Origin of the sequence: Streptomyces sediminimaris, from assembly GCF_047049295.1 — a bacterium.
Classification (GTDB): domain Bacteria; phylum Actinomycetota; class Actinomycetes; order Streptomycetales; family Streptomycetaceae; genus Streptomyces; species Streptomyces sediminimaris.
In genome coordinates, this window is record NZ_JBJWOT010000001.1 from 7188631 (window position 1) to 7205902 (window position 17272).

At 74.4% G+C, this 17272-nt stretch carries 13 protein-coding genes; 5 read left to right on the plus strand and 8 right to left on the minus strand.

All coding sequences use genetic code 11. The features are described 5' to 3' along the window. Positions 1–59: 59 nt before the first annotated feature. Entirely contained in the window at positions 60–1499 is a 1440-nt protein-coding gene (locus ACJ9NR_RS32970) for an NAD-dependent succinate-semialdehyde dehydrogenase (protein WP_412491026.1), read from the plus strand. A 135-nt stretch (positions 1500–1634) separates the two neighbouring features. On the opposite strand, the gene absR1 is transcribed toward ACJ9NR_RS32970, so the two are convergent. Then, positions 1635–2720: a beta-glucuronidase AbsR1 gene (gene absR1, locus ACJ9NR_RS32975; protein ID WP_412491025.1), complete on the minus strand. Its 1086-nt coding sequence runs from the start codon at positions 2718–2720 to the stop codon at positions 1635–1637. Between the two features lie 70 nt (positions 2721–2790). Between absR1 and ACJ9NR_RS32980 the strand changes: the two genes are divergently transcribed. Next, the gene (locus ACJ9NR_RS32980; protein ID WP_412491024.1) at positions 2791–4725 is read left to right on the plus strand and encodes a LuxR family transcriptional regulator AbsR2; all 1935 of its coding nucleotides are present in this window, start codon (positions 2791–2793) and stop codon (positions 4723–4725) included. Positions 4726–4818: 93 nt separating this feature from the next. On the opposite strand, the gene ACJ9NR_RS32985 is transcribed toward ACJ9NR_RS32980, so the two are convergent. Continuing rightward, entirely contained in the window at positions 4819–7383 is a 2565-nt protein-coding gene (locus tag ACJ9NR_RS32985; protein ID WP_412491848.1) for a CHAT domain-containing protein, read from the minus strand. A gap of 147 nt (positions 7384–7530) precedes the next feature. Between ACJ9NR_RS32985 and ACJ9NR_RS32990 the strand changes: the two genes are divergently transcribed. From ACJ9NR_RS32990 to ACJ9NR_RS33000, 3 genes are read left to right on the plus strand one after another with little or no spacing between them, the layout of a single operon-like run. Continuing rightward, positions 7531–8967: a S8/S53 family peptidase gene (locus ACJ9NR_RS32990; protein ID WP_412491023.1), complete on the plus strand. Its 1437-nt coding sequence runs from the start codon at positions 7531–7533 to the stop codon at positions 8965–8967. A 59-nt stretch (positions 8968–9026) separates the two neighbouring features. Beyond that, the gene (locus ACJ9NR_RS32995; protein ID WP_412491022.1) at positions 9027–9602 is read left to right on the plus strand and encodes an RNA polymerase sigma factor; all 576 of its coding nucleotides are present in this window, start codon (positions 9027–9029) and stop codon (positions 9600–9602) included. A 5-nt stretch (positions 9603–9607) separates the two neighbouring features. Then, positions 9608–10093 carry a hypothetical protein gene (locus ACJ9NR_RS33000; RefSeq protein WP_412491021.1) on the plus strand — a complete coding sequence of 162 codons (486 nt, stop codon included), beginning with the start codon at positions 9608–9610 and terminating at the stop codon, positions 10091–10093. Positions 10094–10111: 18 nt separating this feature from the next. Here ACJ9NR_RS33000 and ACJ9NR_RS33005 read toward each other — a convergent pair whose 3' ends face one another. The 6 genes from ACJ9NR_RS33005 to ACJ9NR_RS33030 form a co-directional block, all read right to left on the minus strand. After that, positions 10112–11335, minus strand: coding sequence for a cytochrome P450 (locus ACJ9NR_RS33005; protein WP_412491020.1), 1224 nt, complete (start codon positions 11333–11335; stop codon positions 10112–10114). Between the two features lie 58 nt (positions 11336–11393). Beyond that, positions 11394–12191, minus strand: coding sequence for an N-formylglutamate amidohydrolase (locus ACJ9NR_RS33010; RefSeq protein ID WP_412491019.1), 798 nt, complete (start codon positions 12189–12191; stop codon positions 11394–11396). A gap of 53 nt (positions 12192–12244) precedes the next feature. Next, positions 12245–12415: a hypothetical protein gene (locus tag ACJ9NR_RS33015; protein ID WP_412491018.1), complete on the minus strand. Its 171-nt coding sequence runs from the start codon at positions 12413–12415 to the stop codon at positions 12245–12247. 222 nt (positions 12416–12637) lie between these two features. Next, the gene (locus tag ACJ9NR_RS33020) at positions 12638–14857 is read right to left on the minus strand and encodes an NADP-dependent isocitrate dehydrogenase (RefSeq protein WP_412491017.1); all 2220 of its coding nucleotides are present in this window, start codon (positions 14855–14857) and stop codon (positions 12638–12640) included. A gap of 228 nt (positions 14858–15085) precedes the next feature. Continuing rightward, positions 15086–16183 carry a mechanosensitive ion channel family protein gene (locus tag ACJ9NR_RS33025; RefSeq protein ID WP_412491016.1) on the minus strand — a complete coding sequence of 366 codons (1098 nt, stop codon included), beginning with the start codon at positions 16181–16183 and terminating at the stop codon, positions 15086–15088. Positions 16184–16349: 166 nt separating this feature from the next. Then, positions 16350–17114, minus strand: a complete 765-nt coding sequence (locus tag ACJ9NR_RS33030) for a crotonase/enoyl-CoA hydratase family protein (protein WP_412491015.1) — start codon at positions 17112–17114, stop codon at positions 16350–16352. Between the last annotated feature and the right edge of the window lie 158 nt (positions 17115–17272).

Consider the following 17272-nt stretch of genomic DNA (forward strand, 5'->3'; position numbering starts at 1 on the left):
ACCGCTTCTCCGGACCACCGCTTCTCCGGACCGCCGTCCCACCGACCAGGAGGCACCCCATGACCAACACACCCACGCAGTTGTTCATCGACGGAGCCTGGGTGGACGCCGCGGACGGCGCCACCATGCCCGTCGACGACCCCGCGACCGGCGAGGTCCTCGCGCGCGTCGCCGACGCCGGTCCCAAGGACGCCCGGCTCGCGGAGGACGCGGCCGTCGACGCCCAGCAGGAGTGGGCCCGTACGGCGCCCCGCGCGCGCAGCGAGATCCTGCGCCGCGCGCACGAGATCATCCTCGACCGCACCGGCGAGCTCGCCCGTCTGATGACCTCCGAGATGGGCAAGCCGCTGGCCGAGGCGCGTGGCGAAGTCGCCTACGCCGCCGAGTTCTTCCGCTGGTTCTCGGAGGAGGCGGTCCGCATCGACGGCGGCTACGGCACCCTCCCCGACGGCCGCAACCGCATGCTGCTCAGCCGCCGCCCGGTGGGCCCCTGCCTGCTCATCACCCCCTGGAACTTCCCCCTCGCCATGGGCACCCGCAAGATCGGCCCGGCGATCGCGGCGGGCTGCACCATGGTGCACAAACCGGCCCCGCAGACCCCTCTCTCCAGCCTGGCGCTCGCCGCGATCCTCAAGGAGGCCGGACTGCCGGACGGCGTGCTCAACGTCGTCACCACCTCCCGGGCGGGTGAGGTGTGCGCGCCGCTCCTGCGCGGCGGGCGGATCCGCAAGCTCTCCTTCACCGGCTCCACCGCCGTCGGCCGGCTGCTGCTCGCGCAGTGCGCCGAGACCGTCGTACGGACCTCGATGGAGCTCGGCGGCAACGCCCCGTTCATCGTCTTCGACGACGCCGACCTCGACGCGGCCGTGGACGGCGCGATGGTCGCCAAGATGCGCAACATGGGGGAGGCCTGCACGGCGGCGAACCGCTTCTTCGTGCACCGCCGGGTGGCGGCCAAGTTCGCGCGCCGGCTCGCCGCGCGGATGGGCGCGCTCGTGGTGGGTCCCGGCACCCGCGAGGGCGTCGACGTCGGCCCGCTCATCGACACCGCCGGCCGCGCCAAGGTGGAGGAGCTGGTGGCCGACGCGGTGGAGCGGGGCGCCCGCGTGCTCGTCGGCGGCCGCACGCCGGAGGGACCGGGCTGCTTCTATCCGCCCACGGTGCTCACGGACGTCGATCCCGGCAGCCGCCTGATGGACACGGAGATCTTCGGACCCGTGGCGGCGATCCTCACCTTCGACGAGGAGGACGAGGTCGTCAGCCGCGCCAACGACACGCCCTGGGGCCTGGTCGGCTACCTCTTCACCGGGGGCCTGGACCGGGCCCTGCGGGTCAGCGAACGGCTGGAGGTCGGCATGGTCGGCCTCAACACGGGCCTGGTCTCCAACCCGGCCGCCCCGTTCGGGGGCGTCAAGCAGTCCGGGCTCGGGCGCGAGGGCGGCCGGGTCGGCATCGAGGAGTTCCTGGAGTACCAGTACCTGGCGGTGCCGGCGCGCTGAGCACCGGGGCGCCACCGGCGGCCGGCGCGGGCATGGGTTGGAGGACGTCCCCCTCCCCCGAAGGCGACGTCCTCCAACCGCTCCCCCGGCGCCGGACTGTGGGCCGGCCGACCGCGTGGGGGGCGGTCCGTGCTGTCACCAGCACATGACCGCTGTCTCCCCCGGACCCCACGCGGAGTACAGACGAACGCGGACGTGATAGCGGCGGCCCTTGACCAGGCGGGCCTTCATGGTGGCGTTGTGCGGCTCTCCGCCGTCGTCGCGGCCGGCGACGTAGCGGGGCTCGCCGTCCCGTTCCTCGAAGAGGACCAGGACACAGTCGTGGGCGCCGAAGGTGCCCACGGTGTACTCGCGGGTCTCCGGCGGGTCGATCACGAAGTCGGCCTGCTCGCCGGGCGCCAGGCGCAGCGGCGCGGAGCGGAAGGGCTCCAGCGCGGTCAGCCGCGCGGGATCGGCCGGCGGGTACCAGCGCAGCACGAACTCCTTGTCGGCGGGCGAGAGCGTGCCGGGCGGGTTCAGGCCCGCACGGAACTGCTCCGGCTCCAGGATGAACTCGCCCGGGAACGGGAACTGCATGATCGACTGCGGGTCCCACACCGGGCCGTTGGCCTCGGCGGGGTCGAGCTTGCGCAGGATGTTGACGTACGTCCGGTCCCGGCTCCAGTGGTTCGGCGGGCCCGCCAGATCGGCGTAGACGGCCTCGTCGTCCCAGTGGATGCCGGCGAACGGGCTCTGGTGCTCGTGCAGCATGCCGAGCGCGTGCCCGATCTCGTGCAGGGCCGTCCCGCGCTCCCCGGGCGCGGTCAGGTCCCAGCCGAAGTTCATGGTGCGCTCCTGCTGCCCGAGCCGCAGGCAGTCCCTGCCCACGGCCGACCAGGAGCCGTCGCCGGACTGGAAGCCGACGCGCAGCTCCGCCTCGGAGCGGTCGCCGACCTCGACGAAGGACACCCCCGTGCCGAGGTCCTGCCACTCCCGGAAGCACTCGCGCACCACGTCCCGCTGCTCCTCGGCGCCGACCCACGACACCCGGCGGGAGTGCCCCGTCCCCGGTACGGAGATGACCGAACCGTCGGCGTCGCCGTCGAAGAAGTAGTAGTGCAGGACCGTGCCGTTGACCCACATCGCGCGTCCGGCGGCGAGCGCACCGAGCCGCTCGGCGGTCAGCCCCGGGGTGAAGGAGGGGGCCGACTGCTGCGCGAGGGAGCAGTAGCGTCCGGTCATGCGCACAGACTGCCGTGCGGGCGGCACGGGCGCCTGAGTCGGGGTCTACTCAAGTCGGCCTGTATCAGGAATGAGTACGCGCGCTCATACTCCCGTGACGAGCTTCGAACGCGACGCGAAGACCCTGCAGGCGCCCTGGCCGTTCACCGGACGTGAGGACGAGCTGGAGCTGGTCCGCCGGTCCCTGACCGCGGGCCGTCACGGCATCGTGGTGACCGGTCCGGCCGGCTGCGGCAAGACCCGGCTGGTCACCGAGGCCGTGCGCGGCGCCGACCACGCCCGCGCGACCGGCACGCCCGAGACCCGGCACCTCCCCTTCGCCGCGTTCGCCCACCTGCTGCCCGAGGCGGTCTCCCTGCACCGGGCGGTCCAGCTCCTGTCCGGCGTACGGCTGCTGGTGGTCGACGACGCCCACCTGCTCGACGACGCCTCCGCCGCCCTCGTGCACCAGCTCGCCGTGCACGGCCGCACCCGGCTGATCGCCGTCGCCGCGGACGGCGGCCCGTGCCCCGGCGCGATCTCCCGGCTGTGGACCGGCGAGCTGCTGCCGCGCCTCGCCCTGGAGCCGCTGCCCCGGGAGGACACCGAGCAGCTGCTTGCGGCAGGCGTCCGCGGCGGGCTGGAACCGCTCACCCTCGACCGCCTCCAGCACCTGTGCCGGGGCGATCTGCGGCTGCTGCGCGACCTGCTGGACGCGGTCCGCGAGCGCGGCCTGCTCACGCCGCGCGAGCCGGCGGCCGGAGCCGCCCCCGGCCCGCCGGACCCGGGCGCCCGGGCCTGGCGCGGCCCGGTGCCGGTCACGGCGGCGGTCCGCGAGCGCGCCGCGCGCGTCCTGCAGGGCCACGGCCCGAAGGAGCGCGGCACGCTCGAACGGCTCGCCTTCGCCGAGCCCCTGCCGCTGCACCTGGACGACCTCGACCTGCCGGTCCTGGAGAACCTCGAGGCCGACGGCCTGGTCCGGGTCGACGAGCACGGCACCGTGCGCCTCGCGCACCCGCTGCACGGCCCCGTGCTGCGCGCGTCGGCCGGCCGGCTCAGGGCGGCCCGCCTGTCCCGTACGCCGGAGGGGTGCGAGGCGGCCCTCGCCGCCGAGGCGGCGGCGCTGACCGGGCGGATCGAGCAGGGTGACGTACGGCCGGCGGCCATGCCCGCGGGGGAGTGGCTGGCCCAGGAGGGCGCGACGGTACCCGCGGGGTACGCGGCCGTGCGCGCCCGGTTCGCGCGGCTTCGGGGGGAGCTGCGCACGGCGGCGGCCTGGGCGAGGGAGGGGCTGCGGGAGGCGGCGCACGACGCGCCCTGCCGCGCCGAACTCGCCCTGGCCGCCGCGCAGTCGGGGGACGTGGCCACGGCACGGGAGACGGTGGCGGACCGCCCGGACCTGCCGGAGCCGTCCGCCTGGCTGGCCGCGGCCCGCGGGGACACCGACGCGGCCCTGGCGGCGATCGGCGACATCACGGACCGCATGGTGCGGACGTACGGCGCGGGCGGCGACTGCACGGACACCGCGTTCGCGCTCTACGACCTGGTGCGCCTCGGAGCCCCGGAGAAGGCCGCCGGGCGGCTGCCGGCCGACGGCGTGTTCGCCCGGCACGCCGACGCGCTGGCCCGCGCGGACGGTCCGGCCCTGGACCGGGCGGCCGGGGCGCTCCAGGAGCGCGGGTTCCTGCTGTTCGCCGCCGAGGCGCACGCCCAGGCCGCCCGCGCGCACCGCGACCCGCGCGCCGCACGCACCGCACGCACGCGTGCCGTCGCGCTGGCCCGCCGCTGCCAGGGCGCCCGCACCCCGGCCCTGGCCGGCCTGGTCCTGGGCGAACTGACCGCCCGCCAGCGCCAGGTCGTCACCCTCGCGGCCGCCGGCCTGAGCAACCGGCAGATCGCGCAGCGGCTCACGCTGTCCGTCCGTACCGTCGGCAACCACCTCTACAGCGCCTACGCCCGGCTCGGCGCGAGCGACCGGGGTGCGCTGCCGTGGCTCGTCGAGCTGCCGGGGGCGCAGCCGGCCTGAGCCGCCCATGAACCGGCGGTCTGACCCCCAGTATTCGGGGGAGGGGTCAGGCCGCCGTCCCGTGTCCCGGCGCCCCTGCGGGTCCCGGCCGGTTCAGGCCGCGCCGAACGCCGTGAACGCCCAGCCCGTCGCCTGGTGCAGCGCGTCCCCCGGCAGGGCGGCGCGCGCGTCCCGCAGCGCCTCCGCCAGCGACAGGCCCGCGTCGAGTCCCTTGTGCAGGGCGAGCATCAGCGGCACCACGGCGGCGTCGTTGACGGGCGCGCTGCTGGCCACGACGCCCGCCGTGCCCAGCGGCAGCAGGGCGGTGACCAGGCCGAGGAGCTCGTCCGCGCCGACCGAGGCGAGCCGGGCGGTGTCGCAGCAGGACAGGATGATCCGGTACGGGCTGCGGTCGAGGCGCTCGAAGTCGTGCACGATGAGCGGTCCGTCGGCCATCCGCAGCGAGGAGAACAGCGGGCTGTCGGCCCGGAACGTGCCGTGCGCGGCGATGTGGGCCAGCGCCGCTCCGTCGAGTCCGGCCAGGACGCGGGTCGCGCGCGCGTCGTCCTCCTCCAGCAGCAGCGGTGTGCCGTAGCGGGCGGCGAGTTCGGACACCTCCGCGCCGCCCGTGGCCAGGCCCGGCCCGCGCACCAGGACCTGGCGGCCGCCGGGCGGCGGCTCGGTCTCGTGGGCGCGCAGCCAGCTGCTCGCCGACGGCGACACGCTCAGCACCCGTTCCCGCAGGCTGGGCAGCAGCGCCCACGGCACGCTGTGCAGCCGGCCCGGCGGGACGACGACGACCGGACCGGAACCCAGGTGCGCGGCGGCCGGGCCGAGCAGCAGCTCCTCCAGGCGGCGGCCCATGGCCTCGACGAGCGGGAGCCGTCCCTCCGCGCCGGGATGGGCGAGCCGGCGCAGCCCGGCCTGCACGTGCTCGGCCTCGATCTCGGCGTCGGCGAGCCGCCCCGCCTCGAACCGCCGCACCCGCCCCTGCCCGCACAGCAGCACCTGCACGCGCCCGTCGAGCACGGCGAGCTCCACCAGCCGTACCCCGCCCAGCCGTCGCAGCAGCCGGCCGGCGTCGAAGCGGTCCCCGTCCCCCGGCGCGTCGCCGCGCAGGTGCAGGGTCCGCGCACGGATCTCCCGCTCCAGACGCCGCTGTTCGCGCTCCAGGGCCGGGACCGGACGGCCTTCCCTGCGCCCCTCCTCCGCGCGCGCGGCGATCTCCCGGAACGCGGTCAGGTCGCCCAGCAGGGCCGGGTCCGCGGGCGGCCGGGCCGGCGGTGCGGTCAGGACGGTGGCCCGCCAGCGTTCGCTCCAGGTCAGCAGCCGGCGCGGACCGCCGGAGTCGAGGCTGGCCCGCTGGGCCAGCGCGGCCAGTTCCGCGCCCTGCTCGGTGGCGCGGGCCCTGAGCTCCGAGGCGCCCAGCGTCATCCGGTGGTCGTCCAGCACGTCCAGCCCGCGCCGGCACGCCTCCAGCACACCCCGCCCCGAGCCGGCCGCCCGGGCCCGCAGCGCCTGCGCGGCCCAGCCCGTCATCCGCGCCAGCGGCGGCCCGCCGTGCCGGCTGCGCGCGGCGACGGCCAGATGCCGCTCCGCGTCCGCCGTCCAGCCCAGGCCGAGCGCGATCCGGCCCGCCAGCAGCGAGGCCTCCGGGGCGGCCGGCGCGCCGAAGGACGCCAGCCGCTCGGCCACCGCCGCCGCGTCCGCGACCAGGCGCCCCGAGCGGCGCCCGGAGGCCACCCGCGCCTGCAGCAGCACCAGGCGGGCGTGGGTCTCCCACCAGGTGCGGCGCTGCCCCGCGAACAGCCGCACCGCCAGCGCCGCGCGCGCGATCGCGGTGTGCGGATCGCCCGCGAGCCGGGCCGCGCGGGCGGCCACCAGCAGCAGCTCCGCCTTGCGCGTGGACTGCCCGCCGATGCCGTCCAGCGCGCCGATCGCCGCGTCCGCGACGGTGAGCGCCTCCGGGGCGAGCCCGGCCGCCATCAGGACGTCGCAGCGGCGGATGGAGAGCATGAAGGACGGCGTGCCGAGCTTGGCGTAGCGCTCCTCGGCCTCGTCCATCAGCCGCAGCGCCGCCGGGATGTCGCCCTGACGGAAGGCGGCCAGGCCCCGGCTCTCCACCACGTCCGCCTTGTCGTGGTCCTGGCCGGTGGTGTCCCACAGCGCCTCGGCCGCGGTGAAGTCGGCGTCCGCCCGGTCCACCGCGCCGAGCGCCAGATGCACGGTGGCCCGCAGCGTCAGCGCCCGCGCCGTCCAGATGACGTCGTCCACCTGCCGCAGCACGGGGATCGCCCGGCGTACGTCCTCCAGTGCCTCGCGGTGCCGGCCCAGCACCCAGGAGGCGTAGGCCCGCCGGAACAGCACCCGCGCGCGGGTGTGGCCGCTGCTGACCGTGACGCCCCGCTCCAGTGCCTCCAGGCCCTGCCGGGTGCGGCCCGCGTGCACCAGCGCCACGCCCAGCGCGGCCAGGACGTCCGCCTCCCGCTCCGGTGCCTCGGCGCGGGCCGCGAGGTCGCGGGCCCGGCGCAGATGGCGCAGGGCGATCCTCATGTCGCCCCAGTCGCGCTGCCAGATGCCGATCACCTGGTGGGCGACGGAGGCGTGCCAGGGCGACGGGTCGGCGTCGAGCACGCCCTGCGCCCGGGCCCGGGCCTGGCCCGGGTCGGCGAACACCATCGGCAGCAGTTCGAGCACCGTGTCGCTTGCCCCTGTCACCCCACGGATAGTAGTGGCCCCTGGTAGCGGCCACACCGGTTCGGTGCTGTATCAACCAAACGCCCCCAGACTCTGACTGACGACAGCCGCCTCACCGGGAGGACCGCCATGGCGCCTCAGCGATTCCGAGAGCAGTTCGACCAGATCCAGCGCTCGATGCCCGATGTCTCCCTGGCCCTGGGGCCCGACGACGCGGCCGAGTTCATCTACGAGAAGGGCGTGGTCCTCGCCCGCGACGGGGAGGAGGCGCGGCTCGTCGAGGACACCGTGCGCACCCACTTCACCGAGGCGACCGGCCTGACCGCCGACCACGTGCAGCGGGTCAGCCCCGAGACCAACCGCTCGGGCATCACCCGCATCCAGGTCGGCGACCCGGGCCACGGCGACCGGCACGGCGACCGGTCGGTCGCACACGCCCTGCGGGCCATGCGCGAGCACGAGGGACGGCAGCGGCGCCGGCTGGTCAGCCGCAACCACGTGGTGTCGATCGCGGTCAACTCCTGCCCCGGCGACGAGCCGGTGCCCGCCCCGCTCACCCAGGCCACCAACCCGGTCGCGGCCGAGGGCCGGCACGACCAGGACACCGCCGTCGGCGTCCTCGTCATCGACAACGGCCTCACCCACGACTACGGCATGGTCCCCCTCCTCGCCCACGTCCAGGGCGACCTGCACGGCACCGAGACCGACGGCCGGGGCAGCCTGCTGCAGTACGTCGGCCACGGCACCTTCATCGCCGGCCTGGTCGCGGCCGTCGCGCCCAACACGGACATCACCGTGCGCAACACCCTCAACGACGCCGGCGCGATCCTGGAGTCCGAGTTCGGCGAGCGGCTGTTCGCCGCGGTCGACGAGCACGGCTGGCCGGACATCATCAGCCTGTCCGCCGGCACCTCCAACGGCCGCGTCGACGGCCTGCTCGGTGTCGAGGGCTTCATGCGGGAACTGCGCGGGCAGCGCACGCTGATGGTCGCGGCGGCCGGCAACAACGCCAGCGCCACCCCGTTCTGGCCCGCCGCCTACGCCTCCCTGCCCGACTTCGCTGACGCCGTGCTCTCGGTCGGCGCGCTGCGCAGCGACGGCGAGTTCGGCGCCTGCTTCTCCAACCACGGTGCCTGGGTGCGCGCCTACGCCCCCGGCGAGCGCCTGACCAGCGCGCTGACCGGCTTCGACGCGCCGGTGCCGTACGCCTACCAGCACTCCACCTACGACGCCTGCCGCTTCGGCTTCACCTACGCCTGCACCTGCCAGTACCCGCGCCACACCGGGGCGCTGAGCGAGGCCGGCACACCCACCGCCGGCAAGGCCGACCAGGTGATGTTCGAGGGCTACGCCCACTGGAGCGGCACCTCCTTCGCCACCCCCGTGGCCGCGGGGATGGTCGCCGCCTACATGACGGCCAACAAGGAGGGCGACGCGCGCGCGGCGTGCAGGCAACTGCTCGCGGCGAACACCGGGTTCGCGGAAGTGCGCGGGGCGCACGTACCGGCGCTGCGCCCGGCCGGCTGGCGCCCGGGTCCGGTCGTACAGCTCTCTCCCGGGACATGAGGTGCGGAACGCCCCCTTCCACGGCGTACGATGTCATGCCGTACTCGAGGGGTGGGGCCGTGGACCGAGCAGATGTCGGCGCGCTGGTCCAGTCCGCCGTCGACGGTGACGCGGCGGCCTGGAAGGCGCTCGTGGAAGGGCTGAGCCCACTGGTGTGGTCCGTCGTGCGCTCGCACCGGCTCTCCGAGGCCGACGCGCACGAGGTGTACCAGACGGCGTGGTTCCGCTTCGCCCAGCACCTGGGCCGGATCCGGGAACCGGAGAAGGCCGGGTCATGGCTGGCCAGTACCGCGCGGCACGAGTGCCTGAAGGTGCTCAAGAGCTTGCGGCGGCTGACCCCGACGGACGATCCGCAACTGCTCGACCGGGTCAGTGAGGACCGTACGCCCGAGCAGTCGTTCCTCGACCTGGAGGAGGCGGCCGCGCAGAGCGAGCGGATCCGCCACCTGTGGCAGGAGTTCGAGGAACTGGGCGAACGCTGCAGGCAGCTGCTGCGGGTCCTGATGGCCACACCGCCGCCCAGCTACCAGGAGGTGTCCGCGGCGCTGGGGATCGCCGTGGGCAGCATCGGACCGCTCCGCCAGCGCTGTCTGCGGCGCCTGCGGGCACGACTCGAGGCACGGGGAGCGGCGTGAGGGACATGGACGACGACATGAGTGACATCGGCGGCGAGGACGCCTTCGAGGGCGAGGACGTGGGCCTCGACCTGCTGGAGGAGGAACTGCGCCGGGCCACGGCCATCCTGGACCCGGTGCCGGCCGAACTGCGCCAGATCGCCGTCGACGCCTTCGCGTTGCACGATCTCGATGCGAAGATCGCCGAGCTGACCTTCGACTCGGTGGTCGACGCGATCCCGGTGCGGGGCGCGACGGACGTGCCGCGGATGCTGACGTTCCACGCGGGTGGGGTGACCGTCGACGTGGAGCTGTCCGCGCACGGTCTGATGGGGCAGGTGCTGCCGCCCCAGACGGCCGGGGTCGAGGTGCTCGGCGGCCCCGTCGCCGGCTCGCCCCTGCAGACCGACGCCATGGGGCGCTTCACCTACGGCGAGCCCCCCGCCGGCCCGTTCGCGCTCCGGCTGCGGACCGGGCAGGGCGTGCTCGTCACGGACTGGCTGACGGTCTGAGCGCCCCGGACCCTGCCCTCACCAGGTGACGGGCAGGGTCTGCGGCCCCCGGATCATCGTCCCGCGGCGCCAGACGACGTCGCCGGCGGGCACCGCGAGCCGCATGCCCGGCAGCCGCCCGAGCAGCGTGTCGACGAGCAGTTCGGTCTGCAGGCGCGCGAGAACGGCCCCGGTGCAGTAGTGCGGGCCGTTGCCGTACGCCAGATGCGCGCCGGCGGCGCGGTCGGGGTCGATCCGGTCCGGGTCGGGGAAGACGTCCGGGTCGCGGTTGGCGGCCAGGTAGGAGACGTACACGGGCTCGCCCGCGGCGATGCGGTGGCCGTGCAGTCGCACGTCCTGAAGGGCGATGCGGGCCAGCCCCACCGAGGAGCGGTGCGGGACGAAGCGCAGCAGTTCGTCGAGCACGCGCCCGCGTTCCTCCGGCCGCCTCGCCCGCTCCAGCAGCCACGGCCGGGAGAGCATCAGGAACAGCATCTGGCCGCAGTTGTGGGTGACCGCCTCGCCGCCGATCTGCAGCGGTCCGGCGAGGCCCACGGCCTCCTCCTCGCTGATCTCGCCGCGGCCGACGGCGGCGCCCAGCAGCGAGTACACGTCCTCGCCCGTGCTGCCCGCCCGCGCGCGGACGGTCTCGGCGATCCACCCGTACATGCCCTGCTTGGCACGGTCGGCGGCCTCGGCCCCGCCGGAGGTGGAGATGATCTGCCGCGTCCAGGCGTGCACCCGCTCCCGGTCCCCGGCGGGCACGCCCATCACCTCGCTGACCACGGCGACCGGGAAGGGCTCCAGCACCCGCGCGACGAGGTCGGCGGGCGGCCCGCCGGCCACGACGCCGTCCACCAGCCCGTCCAGGATCCGCTGCGCGCGGGGCCGCAGCCGCTTGGCCGCGCCCACCGTGAAGGCGCCAGCGATCGCCTTGCGCAGCCGGTTGTGGTCCGGCTGGTCGGCCCAGGCGAGCGAGCCCGGCCGGGGCGCGAAGCTGGGGGCCAGCCGGGTCACCTGACGGCGGGTGACCTCCGTACGGCTGAACCGCGGGTCGTTCGTGATCAGCTTCACGTCCTCGTACCGGGTCGCCAGCCACGCCCAGCCCTCACCGTGCGGCAGCCGGATCCGCGTCAGCGGTCCCTCGCGCATCAGCGCCGCGAGCACCGGATCGAACTCCGTCCCGGCCAGGTCGAGCGCGGGCCACTCCCGCACGGGGGGCGGCGGGGTCTGCTCCGTCAACGTGCTGGTCTCCTCGATCATGCTGTCCACCCTGGGCCCCGCCCGGGTGCGTGTCGCGCCGGAGTGCTCCAGCCGGAGGTCAGCCCGTCACGGCGTCGACGAGCGCGGCCAGGGCCGACGCCGGCCGGCTCAGCGCGGGGGTGGCGGGGCCGCCCGGCTCGGTCATGTACGTGTCCCGGCGGATCTCCACCATCAGGGCGGTGACGCGCGGGTCCGCGCCGTGGAACTCCAGCGGTACGTAGGCCCCGCTGAACGGGCTGTCGAGGCCCGTCCCCCCGTACGCCGCGAACGCGTCCCGGGCCGCGGCCGCCAGCTCCGGCGGCGTGTGGAAGGGGTCGGTGCCGAGGCAGACCGGCGGGCGGGGGCCCGTGCCGTGCAGTTCGTAGGGGAGCGGGGCGCTCGGATAGGAGTGCACGTCGATGATCACGGCCCGGCCCGTGGCGGCGAGCCGGCCGGCGACCGCCTCGGTCATGGCGCGGGCGTACGGCAGGAAGTACCGTGCGATCAGCGGCTCGGGGTCGGTGTCCGCGGGCCGCAGGGCCTCCCGGTGCGTGGTGGCGGTGTAGACCGCGCCCATCCCGACCGACAGCATCTCCTCCCGCTCGTCGGGGAACCGCTCCGGATCGACGACCAGCCGGGAGAGCCGGTTGACGAACCGCCAGGGCGCGAGCGCCGACAGCCCGCCCGCCGCCGCGGCGATCTCGGCCGTGTGCGCGTCGGTGATGTGGTCGAGCTCCCGCTCCAGTGCCGCGTCGTCCAGCACGATGCCCGCGCGTACGCCGTCCGGTACGTCCCGCGCCGAGTGCGGCACATGGAGGATCACGGGGGAGCCGGCGGCGCCGGGCAGGTACTCGAACGACGGGGTGGGGCGGGGCACGGGCTGCTCCTGCGGTGGTGATGCGGCCGGGGGCGTGGAACGGTCCCTGCCACCTACGGGCCGCGCGGCGGCACCTGCCCGGCCGCGACCCCGCCCGCCGGGTCCACGGCGGTGCGACGCGCAGGCGCGCCGTCCTCCCGGCACGCAGCAGCAGCTGATCCGAAGGCCATGGCGGGCGGGGTCGCGGGCGGCCCGTGCAGGGTCGTGAAGAGGGCGGACTCCATGCACCCGAGTATCCGCCCCGGTGCCGGGCCGCGTTGTCGGACCCCTCGCCTAGTCTCGATCCATGACCGTCCACCGGCTCTCGCGCACCGACGCCCGCCGTATCGCCGTCCGCGCCCAGCTCCTGGACGCCGCGCGCCCGCGGACACGGCTCCGCCCCGGCGGGCGTGGTGCCTGCCGGGGCGGAGCCGGAGAGCCGGAGCGCGGACGCCGGGCCGCGGACGTCAGCTCAGGGAGGCCAGCGCCTCGTTCCACGTGGCCGAGGGGCGCATGACCGCGGCGGCCTTCGCCGGGTCGGGCTGGTAGTAGCCGCCGATGTCGGCCTGCTTGCCCTGGACGGCGATCAGCTCGTCGACGATCTTCTGCTCGTTCGCGGCGAGCGTCTCGGCGAGCGGGGCGAAGGCCTTGGCCAGGTCCGCGTCGTCGGTCTGCCCGGCCAGCTCCTGCGCCCAGTACAGGGACAGGTAGAAGTGGCTGCCGCGGTTGTCGATGCCGCCGACGCGGCGGGTCGGGGACTTGTCCTCGTTGAGGAAGGTCGCCGTGGCCCGGTCGAGGGTGTCGGCCAGGACCCTGGCGCGGGCGTTGCCGGTGGCCGTGGCGTACTGCTCGAAGGCGGGGACGAGGGCGAAGAACTCACCGAGGGAGTCCCAGCGCAGGTAGTTCTCCTTGACCAGCTGCTGGACGTGCTTCGGCGCGGAGCCGCCGGCGCCCGTCTCGAACAGGCCGCCGCCCGCCATCAGCGGGACCACCGAGAGCATCTTGGCGCTGGTGCCCAGCTCCAGGATCGGGAAGAGGTCGGTGAGGTAGTCGCGCAGCACGTTGCCGGTCACCGAGATGGTGTCCTCGCCGCGGCGGATGCGCTCGACCGACAGCCTGGTGGCGTCGACCGGAGGGAGGATGCGGATGTCCAGGCCCTCGGTGTCGTGCTCCGGCAGGTAGGCGTTGACCTTGGCGATCAGGTTGGCGTCGTGCGCGCGGGTCTCGTCCAGCCAGAACACGGCCGGGTCGCCGGTGGCGCGGGCGCGGGTGACGGCCAGCTTCACCCAGTCCTTGATCGGGGCGTCCTTGGTCTGGCAGGCGCGGAAGATGTCGCCCGGGGCGACCGGCTGCTCGATGACGGCGTTGCCGCCGGCGTCGACCAGGCGGACCGTGCCGGCGGCCTTGATCTCGAAGGTCTTGTCGTGGGAGCCGTACTCCTCGGCCTTCTGCGCCATCAGGCCGACGTTCGGGACGGAACCCATGGTCGAGGGGTCGTAGGCGCCGTTGGCCCTGCAGTCCTCGATGACGGCCTGGTAGACGCCCGCGTAGGAGGAGTCGGGCAGGACCGCGAGGGTGTCGGCCTCCTGGCCGTCCGGGCCCCACATGTGGCCGGAGGTGCGGATCATGGCCGGCATGGAGGCGTCGACGATCACGTCGGACGGCACGTGCAGGTTGGTGATGCCGCGGTCGGAGTCGACCATGGCCAGCTCGGGGCCGTCGGCGATCTCCGCGTCGAAGGAGGCCTTGATCTCGGCACCCTCCGGCAGGGACTCCAGGCCCTTGTAGATGCCGCCCAGACCGTCGTTCGGGCTCAGTCCGGCCGCGGCGAGCGTCTCGCCGTACTTGGCGAAGGTCTTCGGGAAGAAGGCGCGCACCACATGGCCGAAGATGATCGGGTCGGAGACCTTCATCATCGTCGCCTTGAGGTGCACGGAGAACAGCACGCCGTTCTGCTTGGCACGGGCGACCTGCGCGGCGAGGAACTCGTTGAGCGCGGCGGCGCGCATCACGGAGGCGTCGACGACCTCGCCCTCGAGGACGGGGACGGACTCGCGCAGCACGGTGGTGGTGCCGTCCTCGCCGACCAGCTCGATCCTCAGGGAACCGGCCTCGGAGATGACCACGGACTTCTCGGTGGAGCGGAAGTCGTTCTCGCCCATGGTGGCGACCTCGGTCCTGGAGTCCGGGGACCAGGCGCCCATGCGGTGCGGGTGGGTCCTGGCGTAGTTCTTGACCGAGGCGGGGGCGCGGCGGTCGGAGTTGCCCTCCCGCAGCACCGGGTTGACCGCGGAGCCCTTGACCTTGTCGTAGCGGGCCTGGATCTCCCGCTCCTCGTCGGTCTTCGGCTCGTCCGGGTAGTTCGGCAGCGCGTAGCCCTGGCCCTGCAGCTCGGCGATCGCGGCCTTGAGCTGCGGGATCGACGCCGAGATGTTCGGCAGCTTGATGATGTTGGCCTCGGGCGTCTTGGCCAGCTCGCCCAGCTCGTGCAGCGCGTCCGGGACGCGCTGGTCCTCGGTCAGGTACTCCGGGAACACCGAGATGATGCGTCCGGCCAGCGAGATGTCCCGCGTGGCCACGGCGACACCCGCCTGCGAGGCGTACGCCTGGACCACCGGCAGGAAGGAATACGTCGCCAGGGCCGGGGCCTCGTCAGTGTGCGTATAGAAGATGGTCGAGTCAGTCACCGGGTGCTCCGCTCCACGTCTGCAACATTGCTCGACATCAAGATATCTCGTGAGCGAGCCGGGCTCGAAAGGGGTCGGCCACACGTCCCACACTCCGGCACCCGATCCGAGGGGGCCGGGCGCCCGGCCGGCCGCGCCGGACGGTCACGCCGGTGCACCCGGCGCCCGCCTCACCGCACCGCCGCGGGGCCGGGCGGTACCACGGCGACCCGGCCACGCGGCAGCGGCTCAGCCGAGCCGGGCGGAGGGCGCTTCGCCCGGCTCGCGCTCCGCGCCGCGCTGCTGCGGGATGGCGACCGCCTCCTGCTGCAGCGTCACGGTCCGCGTGGGGTACGGGATGCCGATGCCCTCGTCGCGGTAGCGCCTGTGCAGGCGCTTGATGAACTCGTGCTTGATGCGGAACTGGTCACTGAACTCGCCGACGCCCAGGATGACCGTGAAGTCGATGCTGGACTCACCGAAGGTGTGGAAGCGGATCGCCGGTTCGTGGTCCGGGACGGCGCCGGTGATCTCGGTCATCACCTCGGCGATGACCGCCGTGGTCACCCGTTCCACGTGCTCGAGGTCGCTGTCGTAGGAGACGCCGACCTGGAGCAGGATGGTCAGGTCCTCGTCGGGCCGGGTGAAGTTGGTCATGTTCGTCTTCGCCAGCTGGCCGTTGGGGATGACGACCAGGTTCTTGGACAGCTGGCGGACCGTCGTCTGGCGCCAGTTGATGTCGACCACGTATCCCTCCTCGCCGCTGCTCAGCCGGATGTAGTCGCCCGGCTGCACGGTCTTGGAGGCCAGGATGTGGACACCCGCGAAGAGGTTGGCGAGCGTGTCCTGCAGCGCGAGGGCGACCGCAAGACCGCCGACTCCCAGGGCGGTGAGCAGGGGCGCTATGGAGATGCCCAGTGTCTGCAGCACCACCAGGAAGCCGATCGCCAGGACCAGGACCCGGGTGATGTTGACGAAGATCGTGGCCGATCCGGCCACACCGGACCGGGACTGGGTGACGGCGCGTACCAGGCCGCCGATGACCCGGGCCGCGGTCAGCGTCACCACGAAGATGAGGATCACGGTCAGGACCTGGTTCACATGGTGCTGGACCGTCCTCGTCAGCGGCAGCACCCCGCCGGCCGCGGCCACGCCCCCGACCACCGCCGCCCAGGGCACCACCGTGCGCAGCGCGTCCACGATGACGTCGTCACCGCTCCAGCGGGTGCGTTCGGCGTGCTTGCCCAGCCAGCGCGTCAGGACGCGCAGCAGGAAGGCGGCCAGCAGGCCCGCGGCCACCGCGATACCGGCGATGACCAGGTCGTCCACGGTGAGTGCGCGGTTCACCGGTCACCTCCGGAAAGCCGATCTGCGGCCGGCGGGGCCGCGGAGTGCCGGATGTGAAGTGTCGTCACGTTTCCACCTGCTCGCCATGTCGGATGTACGGCCGTCCATCCTGCCGTACCCGGCGAGGGGTGCCGTACCTGCCGTCGCCGCTCGGCCGGCCGGCACGTCACACCTCTTCGAACGACCCGTGCCGTCCCGCCCCGGAGGCGAACCGCGCCGCCCCCTGGAGGCTCTGGGCCAGCACGCCCGTACCGTGACGGAGCTCGCCGCGCATCGCCGCCGCCTCGTCCCGCCCGTCCTGCTCCAGCACCGACGCCCGGTCGGCCCGCAGGCAGGCCTGCGGGAAACGGGCGATCCCGGCGGCCAGGGCCTCCGCCTCCGCGCGGGCCGTACCGGTGGGGACCACGCGGTTGGCGAGGCCCATCCCGTAGGCCTCCGGGGCCGCGACCGGGCGGCCGGTGAGGATCATGTCCATCGCGCGGCTCTGCCCGATCAGGCGGGGCAGGCGGACCGTGCCGCCGTCGATGAGCGGCACGCCCCAGCGGCGGCAGAAGACGCCGAAGACCGCGTCCTCCTCGGCCACCCGCAGGTCGCACCAGAGGGCCAGCTCCAGTCCGCCGGCCACCGCGTGCCCCGCGACCGCGGCGATCACCGGCTTGGACAGCCGCAACCGGGTGGGTCCCATCGGGCCGTCGCCGTCCTCCGCGACGCGGTTGCCGCGCTCGGTGCCGATCGCCTTCAGGTCGGCGCCCGCGCAGAACGTGCCGCCCTCACCCCACAGCACCGCCACCCGCGCCTCCTCGTCCGCTTCGAACTCCCGGAAGGCGGAGGCGAGTTCGGCGGCCGTCGGGCCGTCCACCGCGTTGCGGGCCGCGGGGCGGGAGAGGACGACGGTGGTGACGTGCCCCTGGCGCTCGGTACGGACCGGCATCTCGGGTCCCCTTTCATCCTTGCGGTCGTGTGACTCCGTGATCTTGCCTTGCGGCCTTGCGGCCTTGCGGCCTTGCGGCCTTGCGGCCTTGCGGCCTTGCGGTTGTGTGGCTCTGTGGTCGTGCGGCCGTGTGGCCGTGCGACTCTGTGGCCGTGTGG

What these genes read in the sequence shown, in the direction of transcription:
- ACJ9NR_RS32970 (WP_412491026.1), top strand. Translation starts at nt 60, where the DNA reads ATGACCAACACACCCACGCAGTTGTTCATCGACGGAGCCTGGGTGGAC.
- absR1 (WP_412491025.1), bottom strand. Translation starts at nt 2,720, where the DNA reads ATGACCGGACGCTACTGCTCCCTCGCGCAGCAGTCGGCCCCCTCCTTC.
- ACJ9NR_RS32980 (WP_412491024.1), top strand. Translation starts at nt 2,791, where the DNA reads ATGAGTACGCGCGCTCATACTCCCGTGACGAGCTTCGAACGCGACGCG.
- ACJ9NR_RS32985 (WP_412491848.1), bottom strand. Translation starts at nt 7,383, where the DNA reads ATGGTGTTCGCCGACCCGGGCCAGGCCCGGGCCCGGGCGCAGGGCGTG.
- ACJ9NR_RS32990 (WP_412491023.1), top strand. Translation starts at nt 7,531, where the DNA reads ATGGCGCCTCAGCGATTCCGAGAGCAGTTCGACCAGATCCAGCGCTCG.
- ACJ9NR_RS33000 (WP_412491021.1), top strand. Translation starts at nt 9,608, where the DNA reads ATGGACGACGACATGAGTGACATCGGCGGCGAGGACGCCTTCGAGGGC.
- ACJ9NR_RS33005 (WP_412491020.1), bottom strand. Translation starts at nt 11,335, where the DNA reads ATGATCGAGGAGACCAGCACGTTGACGGAGCAGACCCCGCCGCCCCCC.
- ACJ9NR_RS33015 (WP_412491018.1), bottom strand. Translation starts at nt 12,415, where the DNA reads ATGGAGTCCGCCCTCTTCACGACCCTGCACGGGCCGCCCGCGACCCCG.
- ACJ9NR_RS33030 (WP_412491015.1), bottom strand. Translation starts at nt 17,114, where the DNA reads ATGCCGGTCCGTACCGAGCGCCAGGGGCACGTCACCACCGTCGTCCTC.